Here is a 22,869-nt window from a genome sequence, read left to right as displayed (position 1 = left end):
TGGCGACGCCAAGGCCAGTGCTGGCGCAGCGCTCATTTCAAACAAGTCTCATGTCCAACAGCAGATTCGGGGCGTGCTTCGCGCTCCAGCAACTCTCGCTTGCGCTCCACGCCCCACCGATACCCCGACAGGTCGCCGTCACTGCGCACCACGCGATGACAAGGAATCGCCACTGCCAGATGATTTGCGCCACACGCCTGCGCTACCGCCCGGAAGGCTTTCGGGGCGCCGATCTGCCGGGCAATTTCAGCATAGCTGGCGGTGCTACCCGGCGGAATATCCCGCAGCGCCTGCCATACCCGCTCCTGAAACGCCGTGCCGCGCACATCCAGGGGCAAATCCAGGCCCAGGGCCGGGGCTTCGATGAAGCCGACGACCTTGGCAATCAACTGCTCGAACGCATGGTCAGCCCCCAGCAGGTTGGCCTGCCGAAATCGATCCTGCAGATCGCACACCAACTGATGCGGGTCGTCCCCCAGCAGGATCGCGCACACCCCGCGCTCGCTTTGCGCCACCAGGATCGCGCCGAGTGAGCACTGGCCCACGGCAAAAAAAATGTCGTTGTTCTGGCCGGCGGCACGGTAATCGGTTGGTTTCATGCCCAGTACACTATCCGCCGCTGCGTAGAAGCGGCTATTGGAGTTAAATCCGGCGTCGTAGAGCGCCTCAGTGACCGAGCCGCCATCGGCCAGGCGCTGGCGCACCTTGCGGGCACGATGGGCGGCGGCATAACCCTTGGGGGTCAGGCCAGTGATCGCCTTGAACACCCGATGGAAGTGAAAGCTGCTCATGCCTGCAGCCGAGGCGAGGTCAATGAGCACCGGCACTTGCTCGGCGGTTTCTATCTGGCGGCACGCCGCTGCTACAGTCGCGGCATGCTGCGCGGCGAGATCACTTTGATCCTTCGCCGCCCTTTTGCTTGGGCGATATCCTGCGGCCTGTGCTTGCTCTGCAGTATCGAAGAACTGCACATTCTGTGGATTGGGCAAGCGCGCCAGGCTACTGGGGCGGCAATAGACACCCGTGGTTTTCACCGCATAGACGAATTGCCCGTCTGCGCGCGGATCGCGCGCAACCACGGCAGCCCAGCGGGGATCGTCCTCGATGGGGCCAGTCGTCGAAGGAGTGGTCATGACTTCACCTGCATGGAAGGGTTTGATCCAGCTTAGGGGGTTGCGTCCTACGCAACACTCCGCGGCTTGCGATTGAACTCGAAAGGCTCACCGCGCCGCCCGGAAGGTGAAGTTGATGCGCTGCTCCCCCAACCGTGGATGCTGACCGTCCTTGATAGGCAATACCCCGTGATAGCGCAAGCGATCGACACCGCCCCATACCACCACATCGCCATGAAACAGCGACACCCTCTGGCATTTGTCACCGCGTTCGAATCCACCAAACAGGAAGACCGCCGGCAACCCGAGGGATACCGAGACGATTGGCGCTGCCATGGACGTCTCGTCCTTGTCCTGGTGCAATGACATTTTCGCGCCGGGGGGATACCGGTTGATCAGGCAGGAGTCGGGGACAAAGCCTGCAAACCCAGCTTCCAGGGCGGCTGCCTGGGCCAGGTGAAGAAACACCTCGGGCATTGGCGGCCAGGGCTTGCCGCTCGCTGGATCCTGGCGGCTGTAGTGATAGCCACTGCGGTCGGTGGTCCAGCCCCAGGTACCGCAGCTGCTCAGCGCGGCCGACATGGTGAAGCCCCCTGGGGTGACCATCTGCCGAAAAGGCGCGGCCGCGAGGACATCATCCAGCTCCGGCAGCAAGCGTTCAAGCCAGGGCAGGACGAAACCCCGCAGCACCCAGGATTGTTCGGCAATTTGCTCGCGCTTTGGCTGTTGCTCAGGTTCGTGGTCGGCGAACAGGTCCAGGGTGACAGAGCTCATAGGTGGTCACTCATCGAGACGATGATCAGCGATTCGGGAGATGCCGGCGTTACAGCGCCTTGCTCACGCTGATCTCGCTGATGACATCTTCGCCCTGGCCGTGAATCACGTCCAGCGCGGCCTTGGCTTCTTCGGCAGTGCCGTTTTCAAGCTGGGCGAACTCGAACCGGCGTTCGCCGTTGAGCTTGTATTTAATGACGTACTTGGTCGTCTGGGCCACGGTCATACCTGCAAGTCGGGAGGTGGAAATGCCACTCAGCTCAGTTTCGAGCTGGAGCGGCGGATGATCTTGATCGAGTGCGTGAGGGTCGGCTTGCGGGTCACGCTGATCGCCCGGTTGGTCACCGTGTCGATTGTGATGTTCCAGAAACCGGTGCTCGGTGCGGTGATGCGCGCCGGGAAAGTGTCGAACGCGCCGCCGTGGTACGTGTGGCGACCACCATTCTTGAAGCTGCGGAAGTTGGCGTCGTTCATCAAGCGGATGTTGCAGGTTTGCGAGCATTGAATGACGACGATGTCGTCTTCATTCAGGTGCTCGCGCTGGTGGATAAATTTCATGAGGCGCCTCCAGAAGGGCTTTTTCTACAAAATCAAAACGATAGCTGGGCAATTGGCGCAGTTTATCAGCCCGAACAGGTTATTATCCGGTCGCCTTGGTCCACTTTGGCAATAAATGCAGAATTTTGGACATCAATCAGCGATTAACGCAGGCAGCCTCGGAGAAAAACAGCATTTGTGCTGTCGGAGGGTCTTTATCGGAGGTTTTATATGAAGTGGGGTGTAGGGTTACTGCCGTTGGCGTTGGTGATCAGTGGTTGCGCAAGTGTTTCGGAGATCAATGAAACGCTGCCGACCATGAGCGTGATCTCCGGCAAGAAACCCCATGAATATGCGCAGTGCCTGACCGAAAAGCTTGCCAGCAGCCGTGGCGCCTTGCAGGTTGAGCCGCACAAGGATGGCGTGCGGGTTATCGTACCGCAGAAGTTTTCCTCGGGGCCGGCCGCCGTATTTGATATCGAGGACCGTTCCAGTGGCAGCAGCATCAAGCTGCACGAGCGCATTTCCAATGTGCCGTTGCGTCCCAAGGATGTGCGTAACGCTGCAACTGCCTGCATTTCCGGCTGATAGAATACCGCCGGTCAGCACTGATGCCGCCTCAGCGACGCTTTGGCGGCATTGTCATTTCTGGAGTCGAGCATGAAGCGAGAGCAAGTACGGGAACGTCACGCCGAAGGGAGTATTTCGGCCACCCATGTGATTCAGAATCCGGCGAACTCGGGAGAGTGGATCGTTTTTTTCAAGAAGAGCGCCGGGCGCAGTTACTTTCTGGTGGATGATAACGACGAAGTCGAGTCCTTCAGCCGTCTCGACGATCTGATCGAGACCGTTCGCGGCCTCGGGATCAAATTTGCGGAAATCCACATGTAGGGCAGGGTGCCTTACTTGCAGACCACCACCACACTGCGGTTTTTGAAGTTGCCGACGTCCACCCCAAGGGTCTTGTCGCTTTCCTTCAACGAAGGAGTGCCGTCGGTGCCGACGATCCGGTAGCCGGTGCCGGCGCAGGAGGCATCGGCTTTTTCATAGCAGGTGGCCCAGGAATTGGCCTCTCCGGAACAGTCGATGGCCAGGCCTTGTTCCCCGTTATTGAGGTAGGTGGTTTCAGAAGTGGCACAGCCGCTCAGGGCCAATACTGCAATCAGTGGCAAAAATTTATTCATGTCGTTGTCGTCGTCAGGATGATGGGGCTAAGCCTGTGACAGCGCTGGCATCAAAAGGTTATAGCCAAAGGCCACTTATTGCCGTCTTATCTAAAACAGGCGTCGCAAAAAAGCCCTGCGCGAGTCAGGGCTTGGGTGCGGCAGCTACTGATCAGCGTTTGTCTTTGCCACGTCGGCCAGTACTGGCGTGTTCCAGCTCCAGTACCGATGCTACCTCGATTGCCATTGCCTCGGTCGGAAAGGCCCCGGCGCCGACATCTTCACCGTTGGCACCCGCCACTCGCCATTCGCCAGGCTTGACTTGCTTGATCTGGTAACCGTTGACTATTTTTGCTTCCGACATGTATCTGCCTCGTTGGCTGGTTCAATTGGGCAATGATAACGCCAAATGCACTCACCGGGTGCTGATGGGCGTATGGTGGTGCGATTGCGCGCCGATTTTCCCCTCGGCGCACAGCGTCCAGCTTTTCTGCTATCTATTAGGAGGCGAACTGTTCTGGGGAACTATCCGACAGAATATTTCTCTATGATGGCATCGGTTAGCCAGTGCGGGGCATTGTAAGGTGCCCGCCGCCTGATTAGACTGCGCCGAAACTCGTACACACAGCCCTTACAAGGACTTTTATGATCAAGAAATGCTTGTTCCCAGCAGCCGGTTACGGTACTCGCTTCCTGCCAGCGACTAAAGCCATGCCCAAGGAAATGCTGCCGGTGGTAAACAAGCCACTGATCCAGTACGGCGTTGAAGAAGCCCTGGACGCTGGGTTGACCGAAATCTCCATCGTGACCGGTCGCGGCAAACGCGCGCTGGAAGACCACTTTGACATCAGCTACGAGCTGGAAAACCAGATCAAGGGCACCGACAAGGAAAAATACCTGGTCGGCATCCGCAAGTTGCTCGACAACTGCTCGTTCTCCTACACCCGCCAGACCGAAATGAAAGGCCTGGGCCACGCCATTCTGACCGGCCGTCCGCTGATCGGTGACGAACCCTTCGCCGTGGTACTGGCGGATGACTTGTGCGTGAACCTTGAAGGCGACGGCGTACTGACCCAGATGGTCAAGCTGTACAAGCAGTTCCGCTGCTCGATCGTGGCCATCCAGGAAGTTGATCCGCAAGAGACTCACAAATACGGCGTGATCGCCGGTGAGATGATCCGCGACGACATCTACCGCGTTCACAGCATGGTTGAAAAGCCAAAACCTGAAGATGCGCCGTCGAACCTTGCGATCATCGGTCGCTACATCCTGACTCCGGACATCTTCGATCTGATCGAACAAACCGAGCCAGGCAAGGGTGGTGAAATCCAGATCACCGACGCCCTGATGAAACAGGCACAAAACGGCTGCGTGATGGCCTACAAGTTCAAAGGCAAGCGTTTCGACTGCGGCGGTGCCGAAGGCTACATCGACGCAACCAACTTCTGCTTCGAGAACTTCTACAAGACTGGCAAGGCTTACTGATAGCCAGGCCTGCTTGTAATGAAAGCCACCTTCGGGTGGCTTTTTCTTTTTCAGCCCCCAAATAAAAGCCCAGTACTTGCCCAGCATGCGTGTGCAGGTATGCTGTTGACCTGCCGAGGAGATTGAAGATGGCCTACGATTTTGACCTTTATGTGATTGGCGCCGGTTCCGGTGGCGTACGGGCTGCGCGTTTCGCTGCCGGCTTTGGGGCCAGGGTGGCTGTGGCCGAGAGCCGTTATCTGGGGGGTACCTGTGTGAACGTCGGCTGCGTGCCGAAAAAGCTGCTGGTCTACGGCGCGCATTTTGCCGAGGACTTCGAGCAGTCGTCCGGTTTCGGCTGGACACTTGGGGAGGCGAAATTTGATTGGGCGACCCTGATTGCCAACAAGGACCGCGAGATCAATCGCCTCAACGGCATCTACCGTAACCTGCTGGTCAACAGCGGTGTGACCTTGCACGAGGGCCATGCCAAGATCGTTGATCCGCATACGGTCGAGATCAACGGCGAGCGCCACACCGCGGAGAACATCCTGATCGCTACCGGCGGCTGGCCGCAGGTCCCGGAAATCCCGGGGCACGAGCATGCCATCAGCTCCAACCAGGCATTCTTCCTGAAAGAGCTGCCAAAGCGCGTGCTGGTAGTCGGTGGCGGCTACATTGCCGTCGAGTTTGCCGGGATCTTCCACGGGCTGGGCGCCGACACCACCTTGCTGTATCGCGGTGACCTGTTCCTGCGTGGCTTCGACGGCGCGGTGCGCAAGCATTTGCAGGAAGAGCTGACCAAGCGCGGTATGGACCTGCAGTTCAACGCCGACATCGAGCGCATCGACAAGCAGGCCGATGGCAGTCTCAAGGCCACCCTCAAGGACGGTCGTGAGCTGGAAGCCGATTGCATTTTCTACGCCACGGGCCGCCGGCCGATGCTGGATAACCTTGGGCTGGAAAACACGGGCGTCAAGCTCGACCAGAAAGGCTTCGTCGAAGTTGACGAGCAATACCAGACCGCCGAGCCGTCGATCCTGGCGCTGGGTGATGTCATCGGTCGGGTCCAGCTGACGCCTGTTGCGCTGGCTGAGGGCATGGCGGTAGCGCGACGCCTGTTCAAGCCCGAGCAATACCGTCCGGTGGATTACAAAATGATCCCGACCGCGGTGTTCAGTTTGCCGAACATCGGTACTGTCGGCTTGACCGAGGAAGAGGCGCGGGACGCCGGGCATGAAGTGGTGATCTACGAAAGCCGTTTCCGCCCGATGAAGCTGACCTTGACCGAGTGTCAGGAGCGCACCCTGATGAAACTGGTGGTCGACGCGAAGTCCGACAAGGTGCTGGGTTGTCACATGGTCGGGCCCGATGCCGGTGAAATCGTTCAAGGTCTGGCGGTCGCACTGAAGGCCGGTGCGACCAAGCGCGACTTCGACGAAACCATCGGCGTCCATCCGACGGCCGCCGAAGAATTCGTCACCATGCGTACGCCGGTCGATCGTTAATCGGCTGTTGCAGCGTCTGGGGCTGTCGCAATGGCAGCCGCCAGGCGCATGCTTTCATCAAGGCTCGCCCGGGTCTTTTGCAGTTCTGTTTCCAATCCCTTGTTGAGCTGCGACTGATCTTCAACGCTCTGTTTAAGCGACTGGCTTTCCAGCAAAGCTGCGCGCAGGCGTTCCTGGAGGAGGGTGCGCTCGCTGTCGATGCGGTTGACTTGCTCCAGCAACTGATCCTGGCGGTTATGCGTGTGCTTGAGCTGTTCCTGCATCAGGCTCAGCTCACGCAGCGTGCCACGGTTCTCCGTCAGCAGGCGTTCATTGTCCCGATGCAGCTGCGTGATTTCGTCCTGGCGTATCAAGGCGCTCTGCTGGGCCTGGCGCAGCTCCATCTGAATTTGTTGTACCTGCCCTTCATGGCGGCGCTGCTCCTGCTCACGCTGTTCCTTGACCGCGTTGCGATAGTGCTCCAGCGCGTCGCGGGCGTGCAGGTGCTTTTCTTCCAGAGAGCGAATCTGCTCATCCTTGTCCTGCAAGCGCAATTCGAAATCTGCCAGCGCCTGGTTGAGTCCCGCGTTGCGTGTCTGCTCGGTCTGCAATAACGCGAGCGTGTTCTGCAGAGTGTCCGATTCCTGGGTGAGGGCCAGGGTTTGCACTTCGTATTGCTGTTGCAGCTCGGTATTGGCTTCCATCGCTTGGGCCAGCTGTGCATCCAGCGCCTTTTTCTGCTGATCGAACTGCGTGCGAGCCTGGTCAATGGGCTCCTGCGCCTGCTCTTTAAGCCGTTGGGCGAGGCGGGCTACCAGCCCTGCGAGTTCGTCATCGATCGGTTCGCTGGTCGCATCTACAGGCTCGGCAGCGTCGTCGAGCTCCTTCAAATATCGGTGAATAGTAGTCTTTGAGCCGGTATTGCCCATTTCTATGCGTACAGCGTCAATGCTCGGGTGTTCGCCCCGGGCAAGGATTGCCAGGCGTGCCGTTTGAACCACTGCTTTGTTAATGCCGCCGCGAGCCATGAGCTCTCCTACGATTTCGTACTGTGGTACATACCACTAAAAATCAATTGTACCATGATTCGATAATCAGAGATAATTCTTGAATACTCACATGGGATATATTGGTATTATCCCGTGTGATAAGCTTTTTCAGTAGTAAGCCGCCCCAAATCCGTACACAAAGCCCTGTAGGAGCGAGCTCGCTCGCGAAAACCCCGCAAGCGCCGCTGGCTAACTAACCCCCGCCATCGTTGACGACCATCGCGAGCAAGCTCGCTCCTACAGAAGCAGGCTCCATGAGCGTATTTTCCAGAAGGCAGGTTCCATGAGCGGGTTTGATCGTTCAGAAGGCAGGTCGCATGAGCGAGCTTGATCGTTACCTTAATGCCGCCACCCGCGACAACACCCGGCGTAGCTACCGCGCCGCCATCGAGCACTTCGAAGTCAGCTGGGGCGGCTTCCTGCCCGCGACCGCCGACAGCGTCGCGCGTTATCTGGTGGCGCATGCGGGCGTACTTTCGATCAACACCTTGAAGCTGCGCTTGTCGGCGCTGGCGCAGTGGCACAGCAGCCAGGGGTTTGCCGATCCCACCAAGGCGCCGGTGGTGCGCAAGGTGTTCAAGGGGATCCGCGCACTGCACCCGGCCCAGGAAAAGCAGGCCGAGCCGTTACAGCTGCAGCACCTGGAGCGGGTGATTGCCTGGCTTGAACGAGAGGCGCAGATCGCTCAGGCCGAACACGATCAACCGGGCTTGTTGCGCGCAAGGCGCGACACCGCGCTGATCCTCTTGGGATTCTGGCGAGGATTTCGCAGTGACGAGTTATGTCGCGTGCAGATCGAGCACGTCCAGGCCAGCGCCGGTGCCGGAATCAGCCTGTATTTGCCGCGCAGCAAGGGTGACCGTGACAACCTCGGCAAGACCTACCAGACGCCAGCGCTCCAGCGCTTGTGCCCGGTGCAGGCTTATATCGCCTGGATCAGCGCCGCCGCGTTGGTGCGGGGCCCGGTGTTCCGCGGTATCGACCGCTGGGGACATCTGAGCAAGGAGGGCTTGCACCCCAACAGCGTGATTCCACTATTGCGCCAGGCGTTACAACGCGCAGGCATCGCCGCCGAGCACTACACCAGCCATTCCCTGCGCCGGGGTTTTGCCACCTGGGCGCATCAGAGCGGCTGGGATCTGAAATCGCTGATGAGTTACGTCGGCTGGAAAGACGTGAAATCGGCGATGCGTTACGTCGAGGCCAGTCCGTTTCCCGGCATGACCCGCCTGGTCGAAAAGCCACTGGCGCCCTAGATTCCGTTTTCTTCTATTAATACTGTCGGCTAATAGCGAAAACCAATCAGTAGCATGAGCTTTGCCAATGAGCCATCGAGGGATTGGATAGGTAGGATTCATCTCATCAACTTTTCAACCCCTGACGGAGAGTCATCGATGCCTATCATCAACAGCCAAGTTAAACCGTTCAAAGCTGACGCCTTCAAAAATGGCGACTTCGTAAAAGTCTCGGACGCTGACCTGAAAGGCAAATGGTCGGTCGTATTCTTCTACCCGGCGGACTTCACCTTCGTTTGCCCAACCGAGCTGGAAGACCTGGCCGACAACTACGAAGCGTTCCAGAAGCTGGGCGTTGAAATCTACAGCGTTTCCACCGACACCCACTTTGCCCACGCTGCCTGGCACAACACTTCGCCAGCCATCGGCAAGATCCAGTACACCATGATCGGCGACCCGACCCACGCCATCTCCCGCAACTTCGACGTGCTGATCGAAGACGCTGGCCTGGCTGACCGTGGCACCTTCGTGATCAACCCTGAAGGCCAGATCAAGATCGTTGAACTGAACGATGGCGGCGTTGGCCGCGACGCTTCCGAGCTGCTGCGCAAAATCAAGGCTGCTCAGTACGTTGCTGCTCACCCAGGTCAGGTTTGCCCAGCCAAGTGGAAAGAAGGCGAGGCTACCCTGGCTCCGTCCCTGGACCTGGTCGGCAAGATCTAAGACTGTGAAAGCACTATCAGGGCGGGTTTCCGCACCTCAGTAAGCTGCAACCGCCCACTAAAAACGCCCGGGCGAGATTCGCTCGGGCGTTTTTTTATGCCTGCTTTATATGAATCCGAAAAAAGGAAATCGCCCGTATGTTGGACGCCAATCTTAAAGCCCAGTTGAAGTCATACCTGGAACGGGTCACCCAGCCGATCGAGATCGTTGCTTCCCTCGACGACGGTGCGAAATCCCAGGAGATGCTCGCGTTACTGAAAGACGTTGCCAGTCTTTCCAACCAGATTACCTTGCTCGATAACGGTGACGATGCACGCAAACCATCGTTCTCGATCAATCGCCCAGGTGCGGATATCAGCTTGCGGTTCGCCGGCATCCCGATGGGCCACGAATTCACCTCGTTGGTGCTGGCCTTGCTGCAAGTTGGCGGTCACCCTTCGAAAGCCAGTGTGGAAGTGATCGAACAGATCCGTTCGCTCAAAGGCGAGTTCAGTTTCGAGACCTACTTCTCGCTGTCCTGCCAGAACTGCCCGGACGTGGTCCAGGCGCTGAACCTGATGGCGGTGCTGAACCCGCATATTCGCCACGTGGCGATCGACGGCGCGCTGTTCCAGGCTGAAGTCGATGACCGTCAGATCATGGCGGTGCCGAGCATCTACCTCAACGGGGTCAACTTCGGTCAGGGCCGCATGGGCCTGGAAGAGATCCTCGCCAAGATCGACACCAGCGGTATCGAGCGTCAAGCCGAGAAAATCAGCGGCAAGGAAGCCTTTGACGTACTGGTCGTCGGCGGTGGCCCTGCCGGTGCGTCGGCCGCGATCTACGCTGCCCGCAAAGGCATTCGTACCGGTGTGGCGGCGGAGCGCTTTGGTGGGCAGGTGCTGGACACCATGGCCATCGAAAACTTCATCTCCGTGCAGGAAACCGAAGGGCCCAAGCTGGCCGTGGCCCTGGAAGAGCACGTCAAGCAATACGACGTCGACATCATGAACCTGCAACGTGCCGACAAACTGGTGCCGGGCAAGGAGGGGGAGTTGCACCAGATCCACTTCGCCAGCGGCGCCACCTTGAAAGCCAGGACCGTGATCCTGGCGACCGGTGCGCGGTGGCGTGAAATGAACGTCCCTGGCGAACAGCAGTACCGCAACAAAGGCGTGGCGTACTGCCCACACTGCGACGGTCCGCTGTTCAAGGGCAAGCGCGTGGCGGTGATCGGCGGCGGCAACTCGGGCGTCGAAGCGGCCATTGACCTCGCCGGTATCGTGTCCCACGTGACCTTGCTGGAGTTCGACGTACAGTTGCGTGCCGATGCAGTCTTGCAGCGCAAGTTGCACAGCCTGCCGAACGTAACAGTGATCACCAGTGCGCAAACCACCGAGGTGACCGGCGACGGGCAAAAGGTCAATGGACTGCGTTACAAGGATCGCAAGTCAGATGAACTTCGCACCGTCGAGCTGGAAGGTATTTTCGTGCAGATCGGTTTGCTGCCCAACACCGACTGGCTCAAAGGCACCATCGAGTTGTCGCCTCGCGGCGAGATCGTCGTTGATGCTCGCGGTGAGACGTCGATGCCGGGCGTGTTCGCTGCCGGCGACGTGACCACGGTGCCGTACAAGCAGATCGTGATTGCGGTAGGCGAGGGCGCCAAGGCTTCCTTGAGTGCATTCGATCACCTGATCCGCACCTCGGCCCCGGCATAAAAGCCGAGGGCTGAAAACACAAAAACCCCATGAGCGATCATGGGGTTTTTGCGTTTTGCACGAGCCAAATGTGGTTTGGTTTACATTGGGGCTGGCTGGATGATTTCCACCCAGTAGGCATCCGGATCCTTGATGAAGGCCAGGCTCTTCATGCGGCCATCGGTCAGGCGCTTCTGGAAGTCGCAGCCCAGTGCTTCAAAGCGCTCGCAGGCGGCGACGATGTCCGGGACCGAGATGCAGATATGACCAAAACCCCGCGGGTCGGTGTTGCCATTGTGGTAGGCAAACGCCGGATCATTCTCCGTGCCGTGGTTATGGGTCAGTTCCAGGATGCCTGGAATCGACTTCATCCATTCGGTGCGCGCAGCAGCGTCAGCCGGGATCTGGTCTTTGTCCACCAGCGCCAGGAAGTACAGGCTAAATTCCGCTTCCGGAAAATCGCGTTTTTCCACCAGTGAGAAACCGAGAATTCGCGTGTAGAAATCCAGCGACTTGGTGATGTCCTTGACCCGCAGCATGGTGTGGTTGAAGACAAACTTCTGCGTGGCAGTGTCAGGTTGGGCAGTGACGCCGGGGAAGGTATTCAAATCGTGCAGGCTCATGGGCCCTCCGGTCAATAAATGGGCTAGCGAATGGCAGCAATGATACGCAAGGGATCCGACATCACCAAACCCAAAGCGTCCGCTATTGCCTGACGGGCGGGGTGGGCCCAGACTTGTTGAATCAACCTTTGAGTACGACCTTGCGATGATTCGATTCTGTTTACTGATAAGCCTGCTGTCGGTAATCGCCGCCGCCCATGCAGAGCCCGCGCTGATCACCTGGCCCAGTGGCTGGGAAGTGGAGGCCGTGGCCCAGGCAGACGCTGCATCGAAAGTGTCGCGCCAACGTGCAGTAAAAAACGATGTGGGCGGTACCCCCGTGCTGGTGATGGAATTGACCATGACCCCAGTGGAACCCGGGCATCAGGTCAACCTGCAGGGCGTGTTGCTGGAGATGCGCAAGTCGCTGCAAAAGGACTTTTTCCAGGGCGGGTATCAAAGTGTTTGCAACAAGATCCACGACGCACGCTTGAGTGATTTGCAGGCGCTGGAGACAACTTGCACCGTCACCCAGAACGGACGACACGTGCTCTCTCAGACATTGGTCGCGGCCGTGGACGCGGATAACGCCTATGTACTTTCTTACGCCGGACAAGCCGAAGCGTACAAGGCCAGTCAGGACGAGATAGCTGCAGTTCGTAACAGTTTGAAACTTTAGTGGTGACTAAAAATTGGAGTAGGACAGCTCTAAAGAACTAAGCATAAAGTAGGTATCTAAACGTAAAAAAGCTATGCGTTGGCAGTAACACTGAAGGAGCGAGCTTGCTCGCGAAAAACGTCAACGATAACGCATGAGGCCTGACTAAGCGCGCTGTCTCTGAGTTCTTCGCGAGCAAGCTCGCTCCTGCAATGATCTTAGCCGCGAAGCCATGACTCAACCGTCGACGCCCCGTACTGTTCCTTCCATGATTTCAGGCCGCGGTGGTTGCCGCCCTTGGTTTCAATCAGTTCACCGGTGTGCGGGTTGTGATAGACCTTGAGCACGCGAGCGCGCCGGGTTTTCGGCGCAGACGCCCCCTGCAGGCCCGATTTTTCCGGGTTCGGATCGAGAATGGCGATCACATCCCGCAGGCTCTTGCCGTAGGTTTTCATCAGCCCCTGGAGCTTCTCTTCGAATTCCATTTCCTTCTTGAGTCCGGCGTCGTTCTTCAAGGTTTCCAGCTGCTTGAGCTGCTCCTGAAGGGCCTTTTCAGCTGCACGAAATTCAGCAAGTCTGGACAATATCTTCACTCCGATAGTTATGTGACTGATGCCAGCCGTAAATAAAGCTATAAGCCAGGCGCTTTGAAACGTCTCAGTGCTAATGGCTCGCTGGCGCATCTTTGTGCGAACAGTAAAAAGTGTAGTGGTTAATACGAAAAGAGTAAATCATGACTTTTTTACATGTAACAACAACCGCCTGTCGAAGTGTTCACGGGCGGCGTTCTTAGTATGCCGTTTGAGTCGATAAGTTAACGCCCTGTTAATGCGTTAATGAACTGTGCGCCCGGCATGGGTCGCGCAAACAGATAACCCTGCAGGAAGCCGACACCACGTGCGGTCAGATAATCACTCTGTTCTTCGGTTTCCACACCTTCTGCAACGATGTCCAGATTCAGCTTTACCGAGAGCTCGATGATGCTGTCGAGGATGTGCCGGGACAGCACGTCGGCGCCGATCATCGCGACGAAACTTTGATCGATCTTGAGGAAATCTACGTTGAACTGGCGCAGGTAGCCGAGGCTAGAATGGCCGGTGCCGAAGTCATCGATGGCGATTTTCACCCCCAGTTCATGCAGTTGTTCGAACAGCCTGTGAGTGATATCAGTGGGCTCGATCAGTTCTCGCTCCGTCAGTTCCAGCACCAGGCAGACTGAGCCCTGGGTGAAATGGCTGAGGAATTGGCGGCAATCGTTGATCAGTTGCAGGTCCTTGCAATGACGGGCGGTGATGTTGACGCTGATGCGCAAGGGTTGCTCGAATGCGCTGGCGATGGGCGCCAGCAGTTCGGCGGTTTGCTGCATCAGCGAGCGGGTCATGGGCACGATGAGCCCGGAGTGCTCGGCAAAGGGGATGAACAGGTCCGGCCGCACCAGGCCTTCTTTCGGATGGTTCCAGCGCATCAACACTTCGGCGCCAGACCACTGTTTACCGTCCCCCGACACGACCGGCTGGAAGTACGGAACAAACTCCCTGGCTTCCAGGGCCCGTTGCATCTCGACACTTGGCGACGTCGAGCGCTTCTGCAGAATGTGCCCGATCAGTCCGGACATCGCGCCAAAAAATATCAGCAGGCTGAACAGCGGAGGGTACTCGCTGCTGATGTAACGCCAGATCTCGCCTTCGCGCAAACCCGCAGTCACATGAAAGGCATAACGCTGCGAGTCCAGGGTGGTGTGCGCCACGGGCAGGACGGGCAGGGGGCCTTCGTGGATCTGCCCGTCGGCATCCAGCCATTGAGGACCTACTTGCAACAAAACGATGGTCTTGCGCCCGATCAGGCGCAGGATATTGCTCAGGTGGTAACCGTCCAGGATGCTCATCGCCCCCTGTTTGCCTTTGCTGAGTCGATACACCAGCAAAGCGGTATCAGGTGTCACCCGGTTGCCTTTCATCAGCAGTAACTGCCCGTGGCTATAATCACCCGGTGCTATTTTTTCGTGGGTTTCACCGAACAGCGAGCTGCAATAAATGGTGTCGTCCCACAACAGGTTCGTCGCGCGCACAAAGGGCCGGCGTGTGACTTGTTCGCGCAGGGCAAGATTGACGTCGGCACAGGGTTGCCCCGCCAGCGGCAGCAATTTTTCTGCGGCCTGGGCGGTGTTGTCGAGCATCAGGTCGAACTGGAGGACGGCTTCTTCGGCGGTCAGGCGCGAACCCTGTTCCAGAGTCCGCTGCGCTTGCAGGTAAAGAATGACGCCACCCAGCACGATGGGCAGCAGTGCGCTGAGCAGGGTCACGACAATCCGGGAGCTGCGTTTGCGGCGGGTCTTGGCGCTTAATGGCATTTTTGTAAACCCGGGTGACGGGATAGGGCTGTCAACGGCTGGCAGGACCATCACAGGCCCTCCAAAAGAGAGGCTGACAGCGGCCATGATAGTCGGCCTTTTGCCAGTCTGCCCGGAGGGATGCACCGCTTGCACAGCGGTGGTGAACAGGGATTTGATACACAGGGCGGACAAATATGTTTACGCTGTGTAGAATCGGGTTACGCATACAAGAATAATCGTCTTCTGGCAGCAGAAGCCTCGCCCGTCTTAACCTTGGGTCGACAATGAAGATATTTGGGTTTCAACTGATCTATGGTGACTTCCTCGCGCGCAGCGTGAGAGGTATCTCCTGCGCGCCGCCCGCCGACCTCAGCATCGCCAGCAACTAACATTTGTTAATTCTGAAAAGCATGATGAGGCGCCGACCATGGCAGATTTATACGAAAACCCAATGGGCCTGATGGGCTTTGAATTCATCGAATTCGCATCGCCAACCCCAAACACCTTGGAGCCGATCTTTGAGATCATGGGCTTCACCAAGGTGGCGACCCACCGTTCCAAGGACGTGCACCTGTATCGCCAGGGCGCAATCAACCTGATCCTCAACAATGAACCCAACAGCGTAGCCTCGTACTTCGCGGCCGAACACGGCCCGTCGGTGTGCGGCATGGCGTTCCGCGTCAAGGATTCGCAGAAAGCCTACAAGCGCGCGCTGGAACTTGGCGCCCAGCCGATCCACATCGAGACCGGCCCGATGGAGCTGCACCTGCCGGCCATCAAAGGTATTGGCGGCGCGCCGCTGTACTTGATCGACCGTTTCGGCGAGGGCAGTTCGATCTACGACATCGACTTCGTGTTCATCGAAGGCGTGGACCGCAATCCAGAAGGCGCGGGCCTGAAGATCATCGATCACCTGACTCACAACGTGTATCGCGGCCGCATGGCGTACTGGGCGAATTTCTACGAGAAGCTGTTCAACTTCCGCGAGATCCGCTACTTCGATATCAAGGGTGAATACACTGGCCTGACCTCCAAGGCCATGACCGCACCGGACGGCATGATCCGCATTCCGTTGAACGAAGAGTCGTCCAAGGGCGCCGGGCAGATCGAAGAATTCCTGATGCAGTTCAACGGCGAAGGCATCCAGCACGTGGCCTTCCTCAGCGACAACCTGATCGACACCTGGGACCGCCTGAAGAAGATTGGCATGCGCTTCATGACCGCGCCGCCTGAAACTTACTACGAGATGCTGGAAGGCCGTCTGCCGAACCATGGCGAGCCGGTTGATGAACTGCAAATGCGCGGGATCCTGCTCGACGGTTCGTCGGAGTCCGGCGACAAGCGCCTGCTGCTGCAGATCTTCTCGGAAACCCTGATGGGTCCGGTGTTCTTCGAATTCATCCAGCGCAAAGGCGATGATGGATTTGGCGAGGGCAACTTCAAGGCGCTGTTCGAATCGATCGAGCGTGATCAGGTTCGTCGTGGCGTGCTGTCCACTGACTGATTTGGTTTAGAACAAGAGATCGCAGCCTTCGGCAGCTCCTACAGGGTGAAAAAACCCATGTCGGAGCTGCCGAAGGCTGCGATCTTTTGCTTTCAAGGACGCCGCTGCCGCATCAAATGCTTGGACCCCTCAAACATCAACACCACCACTGCCAGCCAGATCGGTATGTAGGTCAGCCATTCCCCCTCCTTGATGCTTTCCCCCAGCAGCAACGCCACCCCCAGCAACAGCACCGGCTCAACATAACTGAGCAGCCCGAACAAGCTGAACGGCAACAACCGGCTGGCGATGATGTAGACCACCAGCGCCGACGCGCTGATAACCCCAAGCAGCGGAATCAGCAGCGACAACCACGGGTACTGATCAAACACCGCAAAGCCCTGATCGCCACTCTGCACAAACCAGAATGCCACCGGCAGGGTCAACGCCATGTCCAGCCACAGGCCGCCCAGGTTGTCTGACTTCAAGCGCTTTCGCAGGACAAAAAATGTCGGATAACCGACGCACACCAGCAGGGTAGCCCATGAAAAACCACCCACCTGGTACAGCTCGTTGATGACCCCGAGGCAGGCGAACACTACCGCGACTTTTTGCAGATAGGACAAGCGTTCGCCAAAGGCGATTCTTCCAGTGAGCACCATGGTCAGCGGCAACAGGAAGTACCCCAGCGAAACATCAAGGCTGTAGCCGTTGAGCGGCGCCCACATGAACAGCCACAGCTGCACGCCGAGCAGGGCAGAGGAGGCGACCAGGCCGGCAATAAGTTTCGGCTTGGCGATAAGTCGTCGCACCAGCTCGACCACCCGCTTCCACTCCCCGGACACCACCATGTACACAGTCATGCAGGGTACGGTCAGCAGCATCCGCCAGCCAAAAATCTCCACGCCGCTCAAGGGGGTGAGCAGCGAGGTGTAGTAATACATGACGGCAAACAGCACGGAGGCCGTGACCGATAGAGCGATACCTTTAGACAACGTGTCCTCGCGGCAGTGAAGGTATAACGGGGTATGGAGGATACGTGGTTTTCAGAATTTCTGTTGCCTGCCCCGATCGTCGATTTCACCACGGTACTGGCGCGTGGCGCGATTTGAGATAGGGTTGACTCAGGAACTCGCGCGATTGGAGAAATACATGCGCTATTCAGGCTTGACCCAACGCATCGCCGGTGAAGGCGCCGCGGCCTGGCAAATTCATAATCGCGCGCTGCAAATGCGCGAAGAGGGCGTCGACGTACTGCTGCTGTCGGTCGGCGACCCGGATTTCGATACACCCCGGCCCATCGTCCAGGCCGCCATCGACAGCTTGCTGGCGGGCGACACCCACTACTCGCAGGTGCGCGGCAGTCGGGGTTTGCGCGACAGCATTGCCCAGCGTCATCGGCGTCGAAGTGGACAGGTGGTGGACGCCGACCATGTGATCGTGATGCCCGGCGCGCAATGCGCGGTGTACTCGGTCGCGCAATGCCTGCTTGATCCGGGCGACGAAGTGATCGTCGCCGAGCCGATGTACGTGACGTATGAAGGGGTGTTCGGCGCGTGCGGGGCCACGGTGATGCCGGTGGCGGTGCGTCCGGAGAACGGCTTTCGGGTCGATCCGGCGGACGTGGCGGCCCGTATCACCCCCAGGACCCGGGCGCTGTTGCTCAACAGCCCGAACAACCCCTCCGGCGCCAGTCTGTCACTGATGATCTGGCAGGAACTGGCCTTGCTGTGTGTGCGACACGACCTTTGGTTGATCAGCGACGAGGTCTACGGTGATCTGCTGTACGAGGGTGAACATATCAGCCCGGCCAGTCTGCCGGGCATGGCCGAACGTACAGCGACCATCGGCAGCCTGTCCAAGTCCCACGCCATGACCGGCTGGCGAGTGGGTTGGGTGATCGGGCCCAAACTCTTGAACGATCATCTGGAGCATCTCTCGTTGAGCATGCTGTTTGGCATTCCGGAGTTCGTGCAAAAGGCGGCGCAACGGGCGCTGGATGAAGACCTTCCGGAGGTGGCGCTGATGCGCGATGAATATCGTCAGCGCCGCGACCTGGTGTGTACGAGCCTGAACCAATGCCCGGGTATCCGGGCCATTCAGCCCGATGGCGGAATGTTCGTGATGGTCGACGTGCGCGACACCGGGTTGTCCGCCCAGCATTTCGCCGAGCGGCTGCTGGAGGGGTATGGCGTATCGGTACTGGCGGGTGAGGCGTTCGGGCCGAGCGCGGCGGGGCATATCCGCATCGGGTTGGTGGTGGACCAGCGCAAGCTGGCGGATGCCTGTCGAAGGATTGCGCTGTGTGCAATCGACCTTCTGGAAGCGCGTCGGGCCTGAGAAAAGATCGCGGCCTGCGGCAGTTCCTGCAGGCGCTGCCGCAGGCTGCGATCGTTTGATCCTAATCTTTCCAGACCGAAGGATTCACCAGATTTGCCGGCCGCTCACCCGCCAAGGCGGCCAACAGATTGTCCACCGCACATCGAGCCATCGCCTCACGTGTCTCATGGGTCGCCGAGCCCATGTGCGGCGTTGCCACCACGTTATCCATCTGCAACAACGGCGAGTCCAGGTTCAGCGGCTCACGTTCAAACACATCCAGCCCCGCCGCGCGAATCCGCCCCGCACCCAATGCCTCGATCAACGCCGCTTCATCCACGACCTTGCCTCGGGAGATGTTGATGAAGATGCTTTGCGGGCGCATCAGGGCAAATTCCTCGGCGCCGATCAGTCGCTCGGTTTCAGCCGTCAGCGGCAGCGTCAGGCAGATGAAGTCCGCCTGTTGCAACAGCTCGCCCAGGCTGCGGTATTGCGCATTAAAACGCTGCTCTACCGCCGGTTTCGGCGAGTGGCTGTGGTAGATCACCGGCATGCCGAAACCGCAATGCCCACGCTGGGCCAGTGCCTCGCCGATGCGGCCCATGCCGATGATGCCCAGGGTTTTGCCGTGCACGTCGCTGCCAAAATGCGCGGGGCCGAGGTTACGACTCCATTGGCCTGCTCGAACCATGTTCGCCAGTTCCACTACGCGTCTGGCGGTCGCGAGAATCAACGCAAAACCGGTATCGGCGGTGGTTTCGGTGAGCACGTCTGGCGTGTTGCTCAGCAGGATGCGTCGCTCGGTCAGGTAGTCGATGTCGTAGTTGTCGACGCCCACCGAGACGCTGGCGATGGCTTCAAGGTCGGGCGCCAGATCCAGCAGCTCGGCATCCAGCTTCAGGCTGGCACCGAGCAAACCGTGGGCTCGGGGCAGGGCATCGCGCAATCGGGCGAGGCCATCGGCGTCGAGACTTTCAATCAGCGTCACTTCAGCCCGTTCGTGCAAACGAGCCATCAGCAGCGCCGAGAGTTTCTTGTATAGAACAACCTGCTTTTTCATTGTCGTCATCCAATCAGGAATGTGCGGCGGTGCGGGTTAATGCGACCGTGGGCCGCTCCCGGTCACTGGCGCCGGGCTTGAGGAAAATAGTCAGCACCACCGAGAGCATCAGCGCGCCGCTCATCAACAGGTAGGAAGCGCCGGGTGAACCCGTGGAACTGTTCAGATAGCCGACCAGGTAGGAACCGCCGAACGAACCGAGAGCACCCATGCTGTTGATCAGCGCCATCGCGCCGCCCGCCACGTTAGCCGGGAGGATTTCCGGGATGATCGCGAAGAATGGTCCGTAAGGCGCGTACATGCAGGCACCGGCAATCACCAGCAAGGTGTAGGACCACCAGAAATGTTCGGCGCCCAGGGCGTAGGATCCGTAGAAAGCGAACGAGGCGATCAGCAGTGGTGGCCAGACGAAGCGTTTACGTTTTTGCAGTTTGTCCGAGGCCCAGGACACCAGCAACATGCCGATGACGGCGGCCAGGTAGGGCAGCGCCGACAGCCAACCCGCTTCAATCATGTCCATTTGTGCACCGGCCTTGAGTATCGACGGCAGCCACAATACGAAGCCATAGACGCCGATGCTCCAGCAGAAGAACTGCAACGCGAGGATGATCACCCTTGGCGAGCGAAAGGCTTCGGCATAGTTTTTCACCGCCTTGATGCCGACTTGCTCGGCAGCCAAGGCGCTTTCCAGGTCGTGTTTTTCCTGGTCACTGAGCCATTTGGCCTGGGCCGGACGATCGTCGGCCAGGCGCCACCAGATGAAGGCCCACAGCACCGCAGGCAAGCCCTCGATGATGAACATCCAACGCCAGCTGTAGTGCTGGACCAGATACCCTGAGACCACCGACATCCACAGCATGGTCACCGGGTTGCCGAGGATCAGGAAGGTGTTGGCTCGCGAGCGTTCGGCGCGGGTGAACCAGTGGCACAGATAGATCAGCATCGCCGGCATCACCGCCGCCTCGACCACGCCGAGCATAAAGCGGATGACGATCAACCAATAGGCATTGGAGACGATTCCGGTCAGGGTCGCCAGGCCGCCCCAGAGGATCAGGCTGACGAAAATCAGTTTCTTCACGCTGTGTTTCTGCGCATAGATCGCCCCCGGCACCTGGAAGAAAAAGTAGCCGAGGAAGAACAGGGCGCCGAGCAGTGAGGACAGGCCCGGGGTAATCATCAGGTCGGCGGCCATGCCGGAGGCGGCGGCGAAGCCGTAATTGGCGCGATCCAGATACGCCAGACTGTAGGTGATGAACACGATGGGCATGATGTACCACCAGCGGCGGGCGGCGAGGGTTGCGGTTTTCATGGTGGTGCTCCTGAGCTTGTTGTTTTTGTCGCAGCAGGTAACGAATTCGAAATCTTCAGTGAATGGTCAGGCCTTATCGCGAGCAGGCTCGCTCCCACAGGGCATTTGGGTTGGAACCCGATCTTGTGTGGGAGCGAGCCCGCTTGCGTTGGCGGCCTCTAACTCAGCGCTCATCTCGGCCCGGGTAGGCAACCCCTCCATATCCCCCCGACTCTGCACCGCCCGGCTGCCAACCCAGTTGGCCCGCTTCACGGCCTCGGCAAAGCTGTGGTTTTCCAGCAAGGCGCTGATCATGCCCACAGCAAAGCCGTCACCGGCACCCACCGTGTCGACCACTGCCTGCACCGGCACGCCGGCGACAAAACCCTGATCCTGATGAGTTCGGTAATAGGCACCGTGCGGGCCCAGCTTGATCGCCACAGCCTCTACACCCTGGTCGAGGTAAAAAGCAGCGATATCGGCAGGGTCTTCGAAGCCGGTCAGCAACTGGCCTTCGCTCAAGCCCGGCAGCACCCAATGGGCGAGGGCTGCCAGGCGGTTGGTTTCGGTGACCATCTGTTGCGTGCTGGCCCACAGGCTCGGCCGCAGATTGGGGTCGAACGATACGCTGCGTCCTGCATCGCGCATGCGTGTCATCAATTCCAGCGACAGTTGCCGTGCGCTTGCCGACAGGGCCGCAGGAATACCGGTGGCGTGCAGGTGCCGGGCGTTCAGCAATTGGGGGACAATTGACTGCGGGGACAGGTGACTGGCGGCCGAACCACGGCGGAAATACTCCACTACCGGATCGCTGCCGTCCTCGGTGCGGGACTTGAGCTGGAATCCAGTTGGGTGCGCGGTATCAATGTCGACATGACGGCAGTCCAGTCCTTCCTTTTCAAGCGTGTCGATCACGAACCTGCCAAGTGAATCGGCACCGACCCTGCTAAGCCAGGCCACTTTGAATCCAAGCCGCGACAGGCCGATGGCGACGTTGCTGTCAGCCCCGGCGATGCGCTTGTGGAACCGGGTGATGCTGGCCAGGTCTCCGGGCTCTTCGGCGACAAACATCGCCATGGTCTCGCCAAACGACAGGATATCGATCTCAGACATGAGCGCTCTCCAGTCGCGATTGACCCAGGCGGGCGAGGGCGTCGACGTGTTCGCCGGTAAGTTGCGCGAGGTCGTCGCCCTGCAGTGGATACTCCACCGCCCGCATGACGCCTTGGGGCATGTGGCGCAGCAGTTGTTCCCATTGCTGCAGATCTGTTGCGGCGGGCGGTGTGGCAATCAGTTTGCCATCGGCCCGGCGCGTCACGGCCTTGCAGTGCACATAGCCGACGTGACGACCGAGCATTCGAGCGGCGCTTGCGGCGCACTGGTCCTGCCAGTGCCAGTTGCCGATATCGAAGGTCATTCTGATGGGCAGTTGGTGTTGCTCCACTTCGCCGAAAAAGCGCTGAAAGGGTTCGATGCGGCCACCGTGCAGGGTCTGGTCGTTTTCTACCAGCAGTTGCACGCCGCAGTGGCCCAGGGTACGGGCCAGACCTTGCAGGTCATTGTTATCAGTGAAATAACCCAGCGAGACTTTCAGCCATTTGGCTCCAAAGGCCTGGGCGCTGTGCAGGGCTGCCGTCAAAGCGGGATTAGGGTTTGAATGGCCCGCCAGCCATAGCTCCATGGGTGAGGAGTAGATGCTTTCCAGGCCATGGTTGGAGGTGGCTTGGGCCAGTTGCGTGGCGTGTTCGTGGGTCAGCAATTCCTCACGCCATTCAATGAGGGAAGCACCGGCGGCGGCGAGGATTTCGATGAAACTGCCTTGGCCTCGCTGGCGTACCAGTTCGGCGCCGTAGCTGGAAAGGCTGATGGAGACGGGTGATTTTTTCATTGTTATTTACCTCTGA

Annotated in this window: 25 protein-coding genes; 10 read left to right on the top strand and 15 right to left on the bottom strand. The window is 58.8% G+C overall.

What is annotated here, in order from left to right:
- Positions 1-32 precede the first annotated feature (32 nt).
- From ada to AAEZ05_RS06340, 4 genes are all read right to left on the bottom strand, one after another.
- The gene (gene ada, locus AAEZ05_RS06355) at positions 33-1,133 is read right to left on the bottom strand and encodes a bifunctional DNA-binding transcriptional regulator/O6-methylguanine-DNA methyltransferase Ada (RefSeq protein WP_350646826.1); all 1,101 of its coding nucleotides are present in this window, start codon (positions 1,131-1,133) and stop codon (positions 33-35) included.
- Positions 1,134-1,220: 87 nt separating this feature from the next.
- A complete protein-coding gene (alkB, locus tag AAEZ05_RS06350) occupies positions 1,221-1,886 on the bottom strand; it encodes a DNA oxidative demethylase AlkB (protein ID WP_045058305.1) in 666 nt (221 codons plus the stop codon).
- Between the two features lie 49 nt (positions 1,887-1,935).
- Positions 1,936-2,106, bottom strand: a complete 171-nt coding sequence (locus tag AAEZ05_RS06345; RefSeq protein WP_163019503.1) for a hypothetical protein — start codon at positions 2,104-2,106, stop codon at positions 1,936-1,938.
- 35 nt (positions 2,107-2,141) lie between these two features.
- Positions 2,142-2,444, bottom strand: a complete 303-nt coding sequence (locus AAEZ05_RS06340) for a DUF1883 domain-containing protein (RefSeq protein ID WP_045058306.1) — start codon at positions 2,442-2,444, stop codon at positions 2,142-2,144.
- A gap of 210 nt (positions 2,445-2,654) precedes the next feature.
- On the opposite strand from AAEZ05_RS06340, the gene AAEZ05_RS06335 reads away from it, so the two are divergent.
- A complete protein-coding gene (locus AAEZ05_RS06335) occupies positions 2,655-3,011 on the top strand; it encodes a hypothetical protein (RefSeq protein WP_045058307.1) in 357 nt (118 codons plus the stop codon).
- A gap of 72 nt (positions 3,012-3,083) precedes the next feature.
- Positions 3,084-3,314 (top strand): hypothetical protein, encoded by a 231-nt coding sequence (locus AAEZ05_RS06330; protein ID WP_045058308.1) that lies wholly within the window; start codon positions 3,084-3,086, stop codon positions 3,312-3,314.
- An 11-nt stretch (positions 3,315-3,325) separates the two neighbouring features.
- Here AAEZ05_RS06330 and AAEZ05_RS06325 read toward each other — a convergent pair whose 3' ends face one another.
- A complete protein-coding gene (locus AAEZ05_RS06325) occupies positions 3,326-3,607 on the bottom strand; it encodes a lipoprotein (protein WP_045058309.1) in 282 nt (93 codons plus the stop codon).
- Positions 3,608-3,758: 151 nt separating this feature from the next.
- Positions 3,759-3,950: a hypothetical protein gene (locus AAEZ05_RS06320; protein WP_045058310.1), complete on the bottom strand. Its 192-nt coding sequence runs from the start codon at positions 3,948-3,950 to the stop codon at positions 3,759-3,761.
- A 281-nt stretch (positions 3,951-4,231) separates the two neighbouring features.
- On the opposite strand from AAEZ05_RS06320, the gene galU reads away from it, so the two are divergent.
- Positions 4,232-5,071 (top strand): UTP--glucose-1-phosphate uridylyltransferase GalU, encoded by an 840-nt coding sequence (gene galU / locus AAEZ05_RS06315; RefSeq protein WP_010460715.1) that lies wholly within the window; start codon positions 4,232-4,234, stop codon positions 5,069-5,071.
- 128 nt (positions 5,072-5,199) lie between these two features.
- Positions 5,200-6,558, top strand: coding sequence for a glutathione-disulfide reductase (gene gorA, locus AAEZ05_RS06310; RefSeq protein ID WP_045058311.1), 1,359 nt, complete (start codon positions 5,200-5,202; stop codon positions 6,556-6,558).
- Here gorA and AAEZ05_RS06305 read toward each other — a convergent pair.
- Complete coding sequence (locus AAEZ05_RS06305; RefSeq protein ID WP_045058312.1) at positions 6,555-7,565, bottom strand: DNA-binding protein; 1,011 nt, start codon at positions 7,563-7,565, stop codon at positions 6,555-6,557. The two genes, gorA and AAEZ05_RS06305, sit on opposite strands and share 4 nt — an antisense overlap.
- 338 nt (positions 7,566-7,903) lie before the next feature.
- On the opposite strand from AAEZ05_RS06305, the gene AAEZ05_RS06300 reads away from it, so the two are divergent.
- The 3 genes from AAEZ05_RS06300 to ahpF all read left to right on the top strand — a co-directional run bounded on the left by AAEZ05_RS06300 (position 7,904) and on the right by ahpF (position 11,244).
- Positions 7,904-8,842 (top strand): site-specific integrase, encoded by a 939-nt coding sequence (locus tag AAEZ05_RS06300; protein WP_240888306.1) that lies wholly within the window; start codon positions 7,904-7,906, stop codon positions 8,840-8,842.
- A gap of 138 nt (positions 8,843-8,980) precedes the next feature.
- A complete protein-coding gene (gene ahpC, locus AAEZ05_RS06295) occupies positions 8,981-9,544 on the top strand; it encodes an alkyl hydroperoxide reductase subunit C (protein ID WP_045058314.1) in 564 nt (187 codons plus the stop codon).
- Positions 9,545-9,681: 137 nt separating this feature from the next.
- Entirely contained in the window at positions 9,682-11,244 is a 1,563-nt protein-coding gene (gene ahpF / locus AAEZ05_RS06290; protein WP_205893653.1) for an alkyl hydroperoxide reductase subunit F, read from the top strand.
- An 80-nt stretch (positions 11,245-11,324) separates the two neighbouring features.
- Here ahpF and gloA read toward each other — a convergent pair whose 3' ends face one another.
- Entirely contained in the window at positions 11,325-11,846 is a 522-nt protein-coding gene (gene gloA / locus AAEZ05_RS06285; RefSeq protein ID WP_205893654.1) for a lactoylglutathione lyase, read from the bottom strand.
- A 145-nt stretch (positions 11,847-11,991) separates the two neighbouring features.
- Here gloA and AAEZ05_RS06280 point away from each other — a divergent pair, with 145 nt between their 5' ends.
- A complete protein-coding gene (locus AAEZ05_RS06280) occupies positions 11,992-12,504 on the top strand; it encodes a DUF4946 domain-containing protein (protein WP_205893655.1) in 513 nt (170 codons plus the stop codon).
- Positions 12,505-12,701: 197 nt separating this feature from the next.
- On the opposite strand, the gene AAEZ05_RS06275 is transcribed toward AAEZ05_RS06280, so the two are convergent.
- Together AAEZ05_RS06275 and AAEZ05_RS06270 are read right to left on the bottom strand one after the other, a co-directional pair.
- Positions 12,702-13,067, bottom strand: coding sequence for a histone-like nucleoid-structuring protein, MvaT/MvaU family (locus AAEZ05_RS06275; protein ID WP_350646825.1), 366 nt, complete (start codon positions 13,065-13,067; stop codon positions 12,702-12,704).
- A 230-nt stretch (positions 13,068-13,297) separates the two neighbouring features.
- A complete protein-coding gene (locus AAEZ05_RS06270; protein ID WP_350646824.1) occupies positions 13,298-14,833 on the bottom strand; it encodes an EAL domain-containing protein in 1,536 nt (511 codons plus the stop codon).
- A 409-nt stretch (positions 14,834-15,242) separates the two neighbouring features.
- Between AAEZ05_RS06270 and hppD the strand changes: the two genes are divergently transcribed.
- Positions 15,243-16,319, top strand: coding sequence for a 4-hydroxyphenylpyruvate dioxygenase (hppD, locus tag AAEZ05_RS06265; RefSeq protein ID WP_045058320.1), 1,077 nt, complete (start codon positions 15,243-15,245; stop codon positions 16,317-16,319).
- A gap of 92 nt (positions 16,320-16,411) precedes the next feature.
- On the opposite strand, the gene rarD is transcribed toward hppD, so the two are convergent.
- Positions 16,412-17,293, bottom strand: a complete 882-nt coding sequence (gene rarD / locus AAEZ05_RS06260; RefSeq protein WP_350646823.1) for an EamA family transporter RarD — start codon at positions 17,291-17,293, stop codon at positions 16,412-16,414.
- Between the two features lie 157 nt (positions 17,294-17,450).
- Here rarD and AAEZ05_RS06255 point away from each other — a divergent pair, with 157 nt between their 5' ends.
- Positions 17,451-18,638, top strand: a complete 1,188-nt coding sequence (locus AAEZ05_RS06255; protein ID WP_045058322.1) for a pyridoxal phosphate-dependent aminotransferase — start codon at positions 17,451-17,453, stop codon at positions 18,636-18,638.
- A gap of 61 nt (positions 18,639-18,699) precedes the next feature.
- On the opposite strand, the gene AAEZ05_RS06250 is transcribed toward AAEZ05_RS06255, so the two are convergent.
- The 4 genes from AAEZ05_RS06250 to AAEZ05_RS06235 form a co-directional block, all read right to left on the bottom strand.
- The gene (locus AAEZ05_RS06250) at positions 18,700-19,677 is read right to left on the bottom strand and encodes a 2-hydroxyacid dehydrogenase (protein WP_045058323.1); all 978 of its coding nucleotides are present in this window, start codon (positions 19,675-19,677) and stop codon (positions 18,700-18,702) included.
- Between the two features lie 13 nt (positions 19,678-19,690).
- Positions 19,691-20,986 (bottom strand): MFS transporter, encoded by a 1,296-nt coding sequence (locus AAEZ05_RS06245; protein WP_045058324.1) that lies wholly within the window; start codon positions 20,984-20,986, stop codon positions 19,691-19,693.
- 66 nt (positions 20,987-21,052) lie between these two features.
- On the bottom strand, positions 21,053-22,078 hold the full coding sequence (locus tag AAEZ05_RS06240) for a sugar kinase (protein WP_045058325.1): 1,026 nt from the start codon (positions 22,076-22,078) through the stop codon (positions 21,053-21,055).
- Positions 22,071-22,853, bottom strand: a complete 783-nt coding sequence (locus AAEZ05_RS06235) for a sugar phosphate isomerase/epimerase family protein (protein WP_350646822.1) — start codon at positions 22,851-22,853, stop codon at positions 22,071-22,073. Before AAEZ05_RS06235 ends, AAEZ05_RS06240 begins: the two co-directional genes overlap by 8 nt.
- Positions 22,854-22,869 lie beyond the last annotated feature (16 nt).

The sequence above is a fragment of the Pseudomonas sp. HY13-MNA-CIBAN-0226 genome, from assembly GCF_040310305.1.
Taxonomy (GTDB): domain Bacteria; phylum Pseudomonadota; class Gammaproteobacteria; order Pseudomonadales; family Pseudomonadaceae; genus Aquipseudomonas; species Aquipseudomonas gregormendelii.
This window is presented reverse-complemented; position numbering and strand designations above follow the sequence as displayed.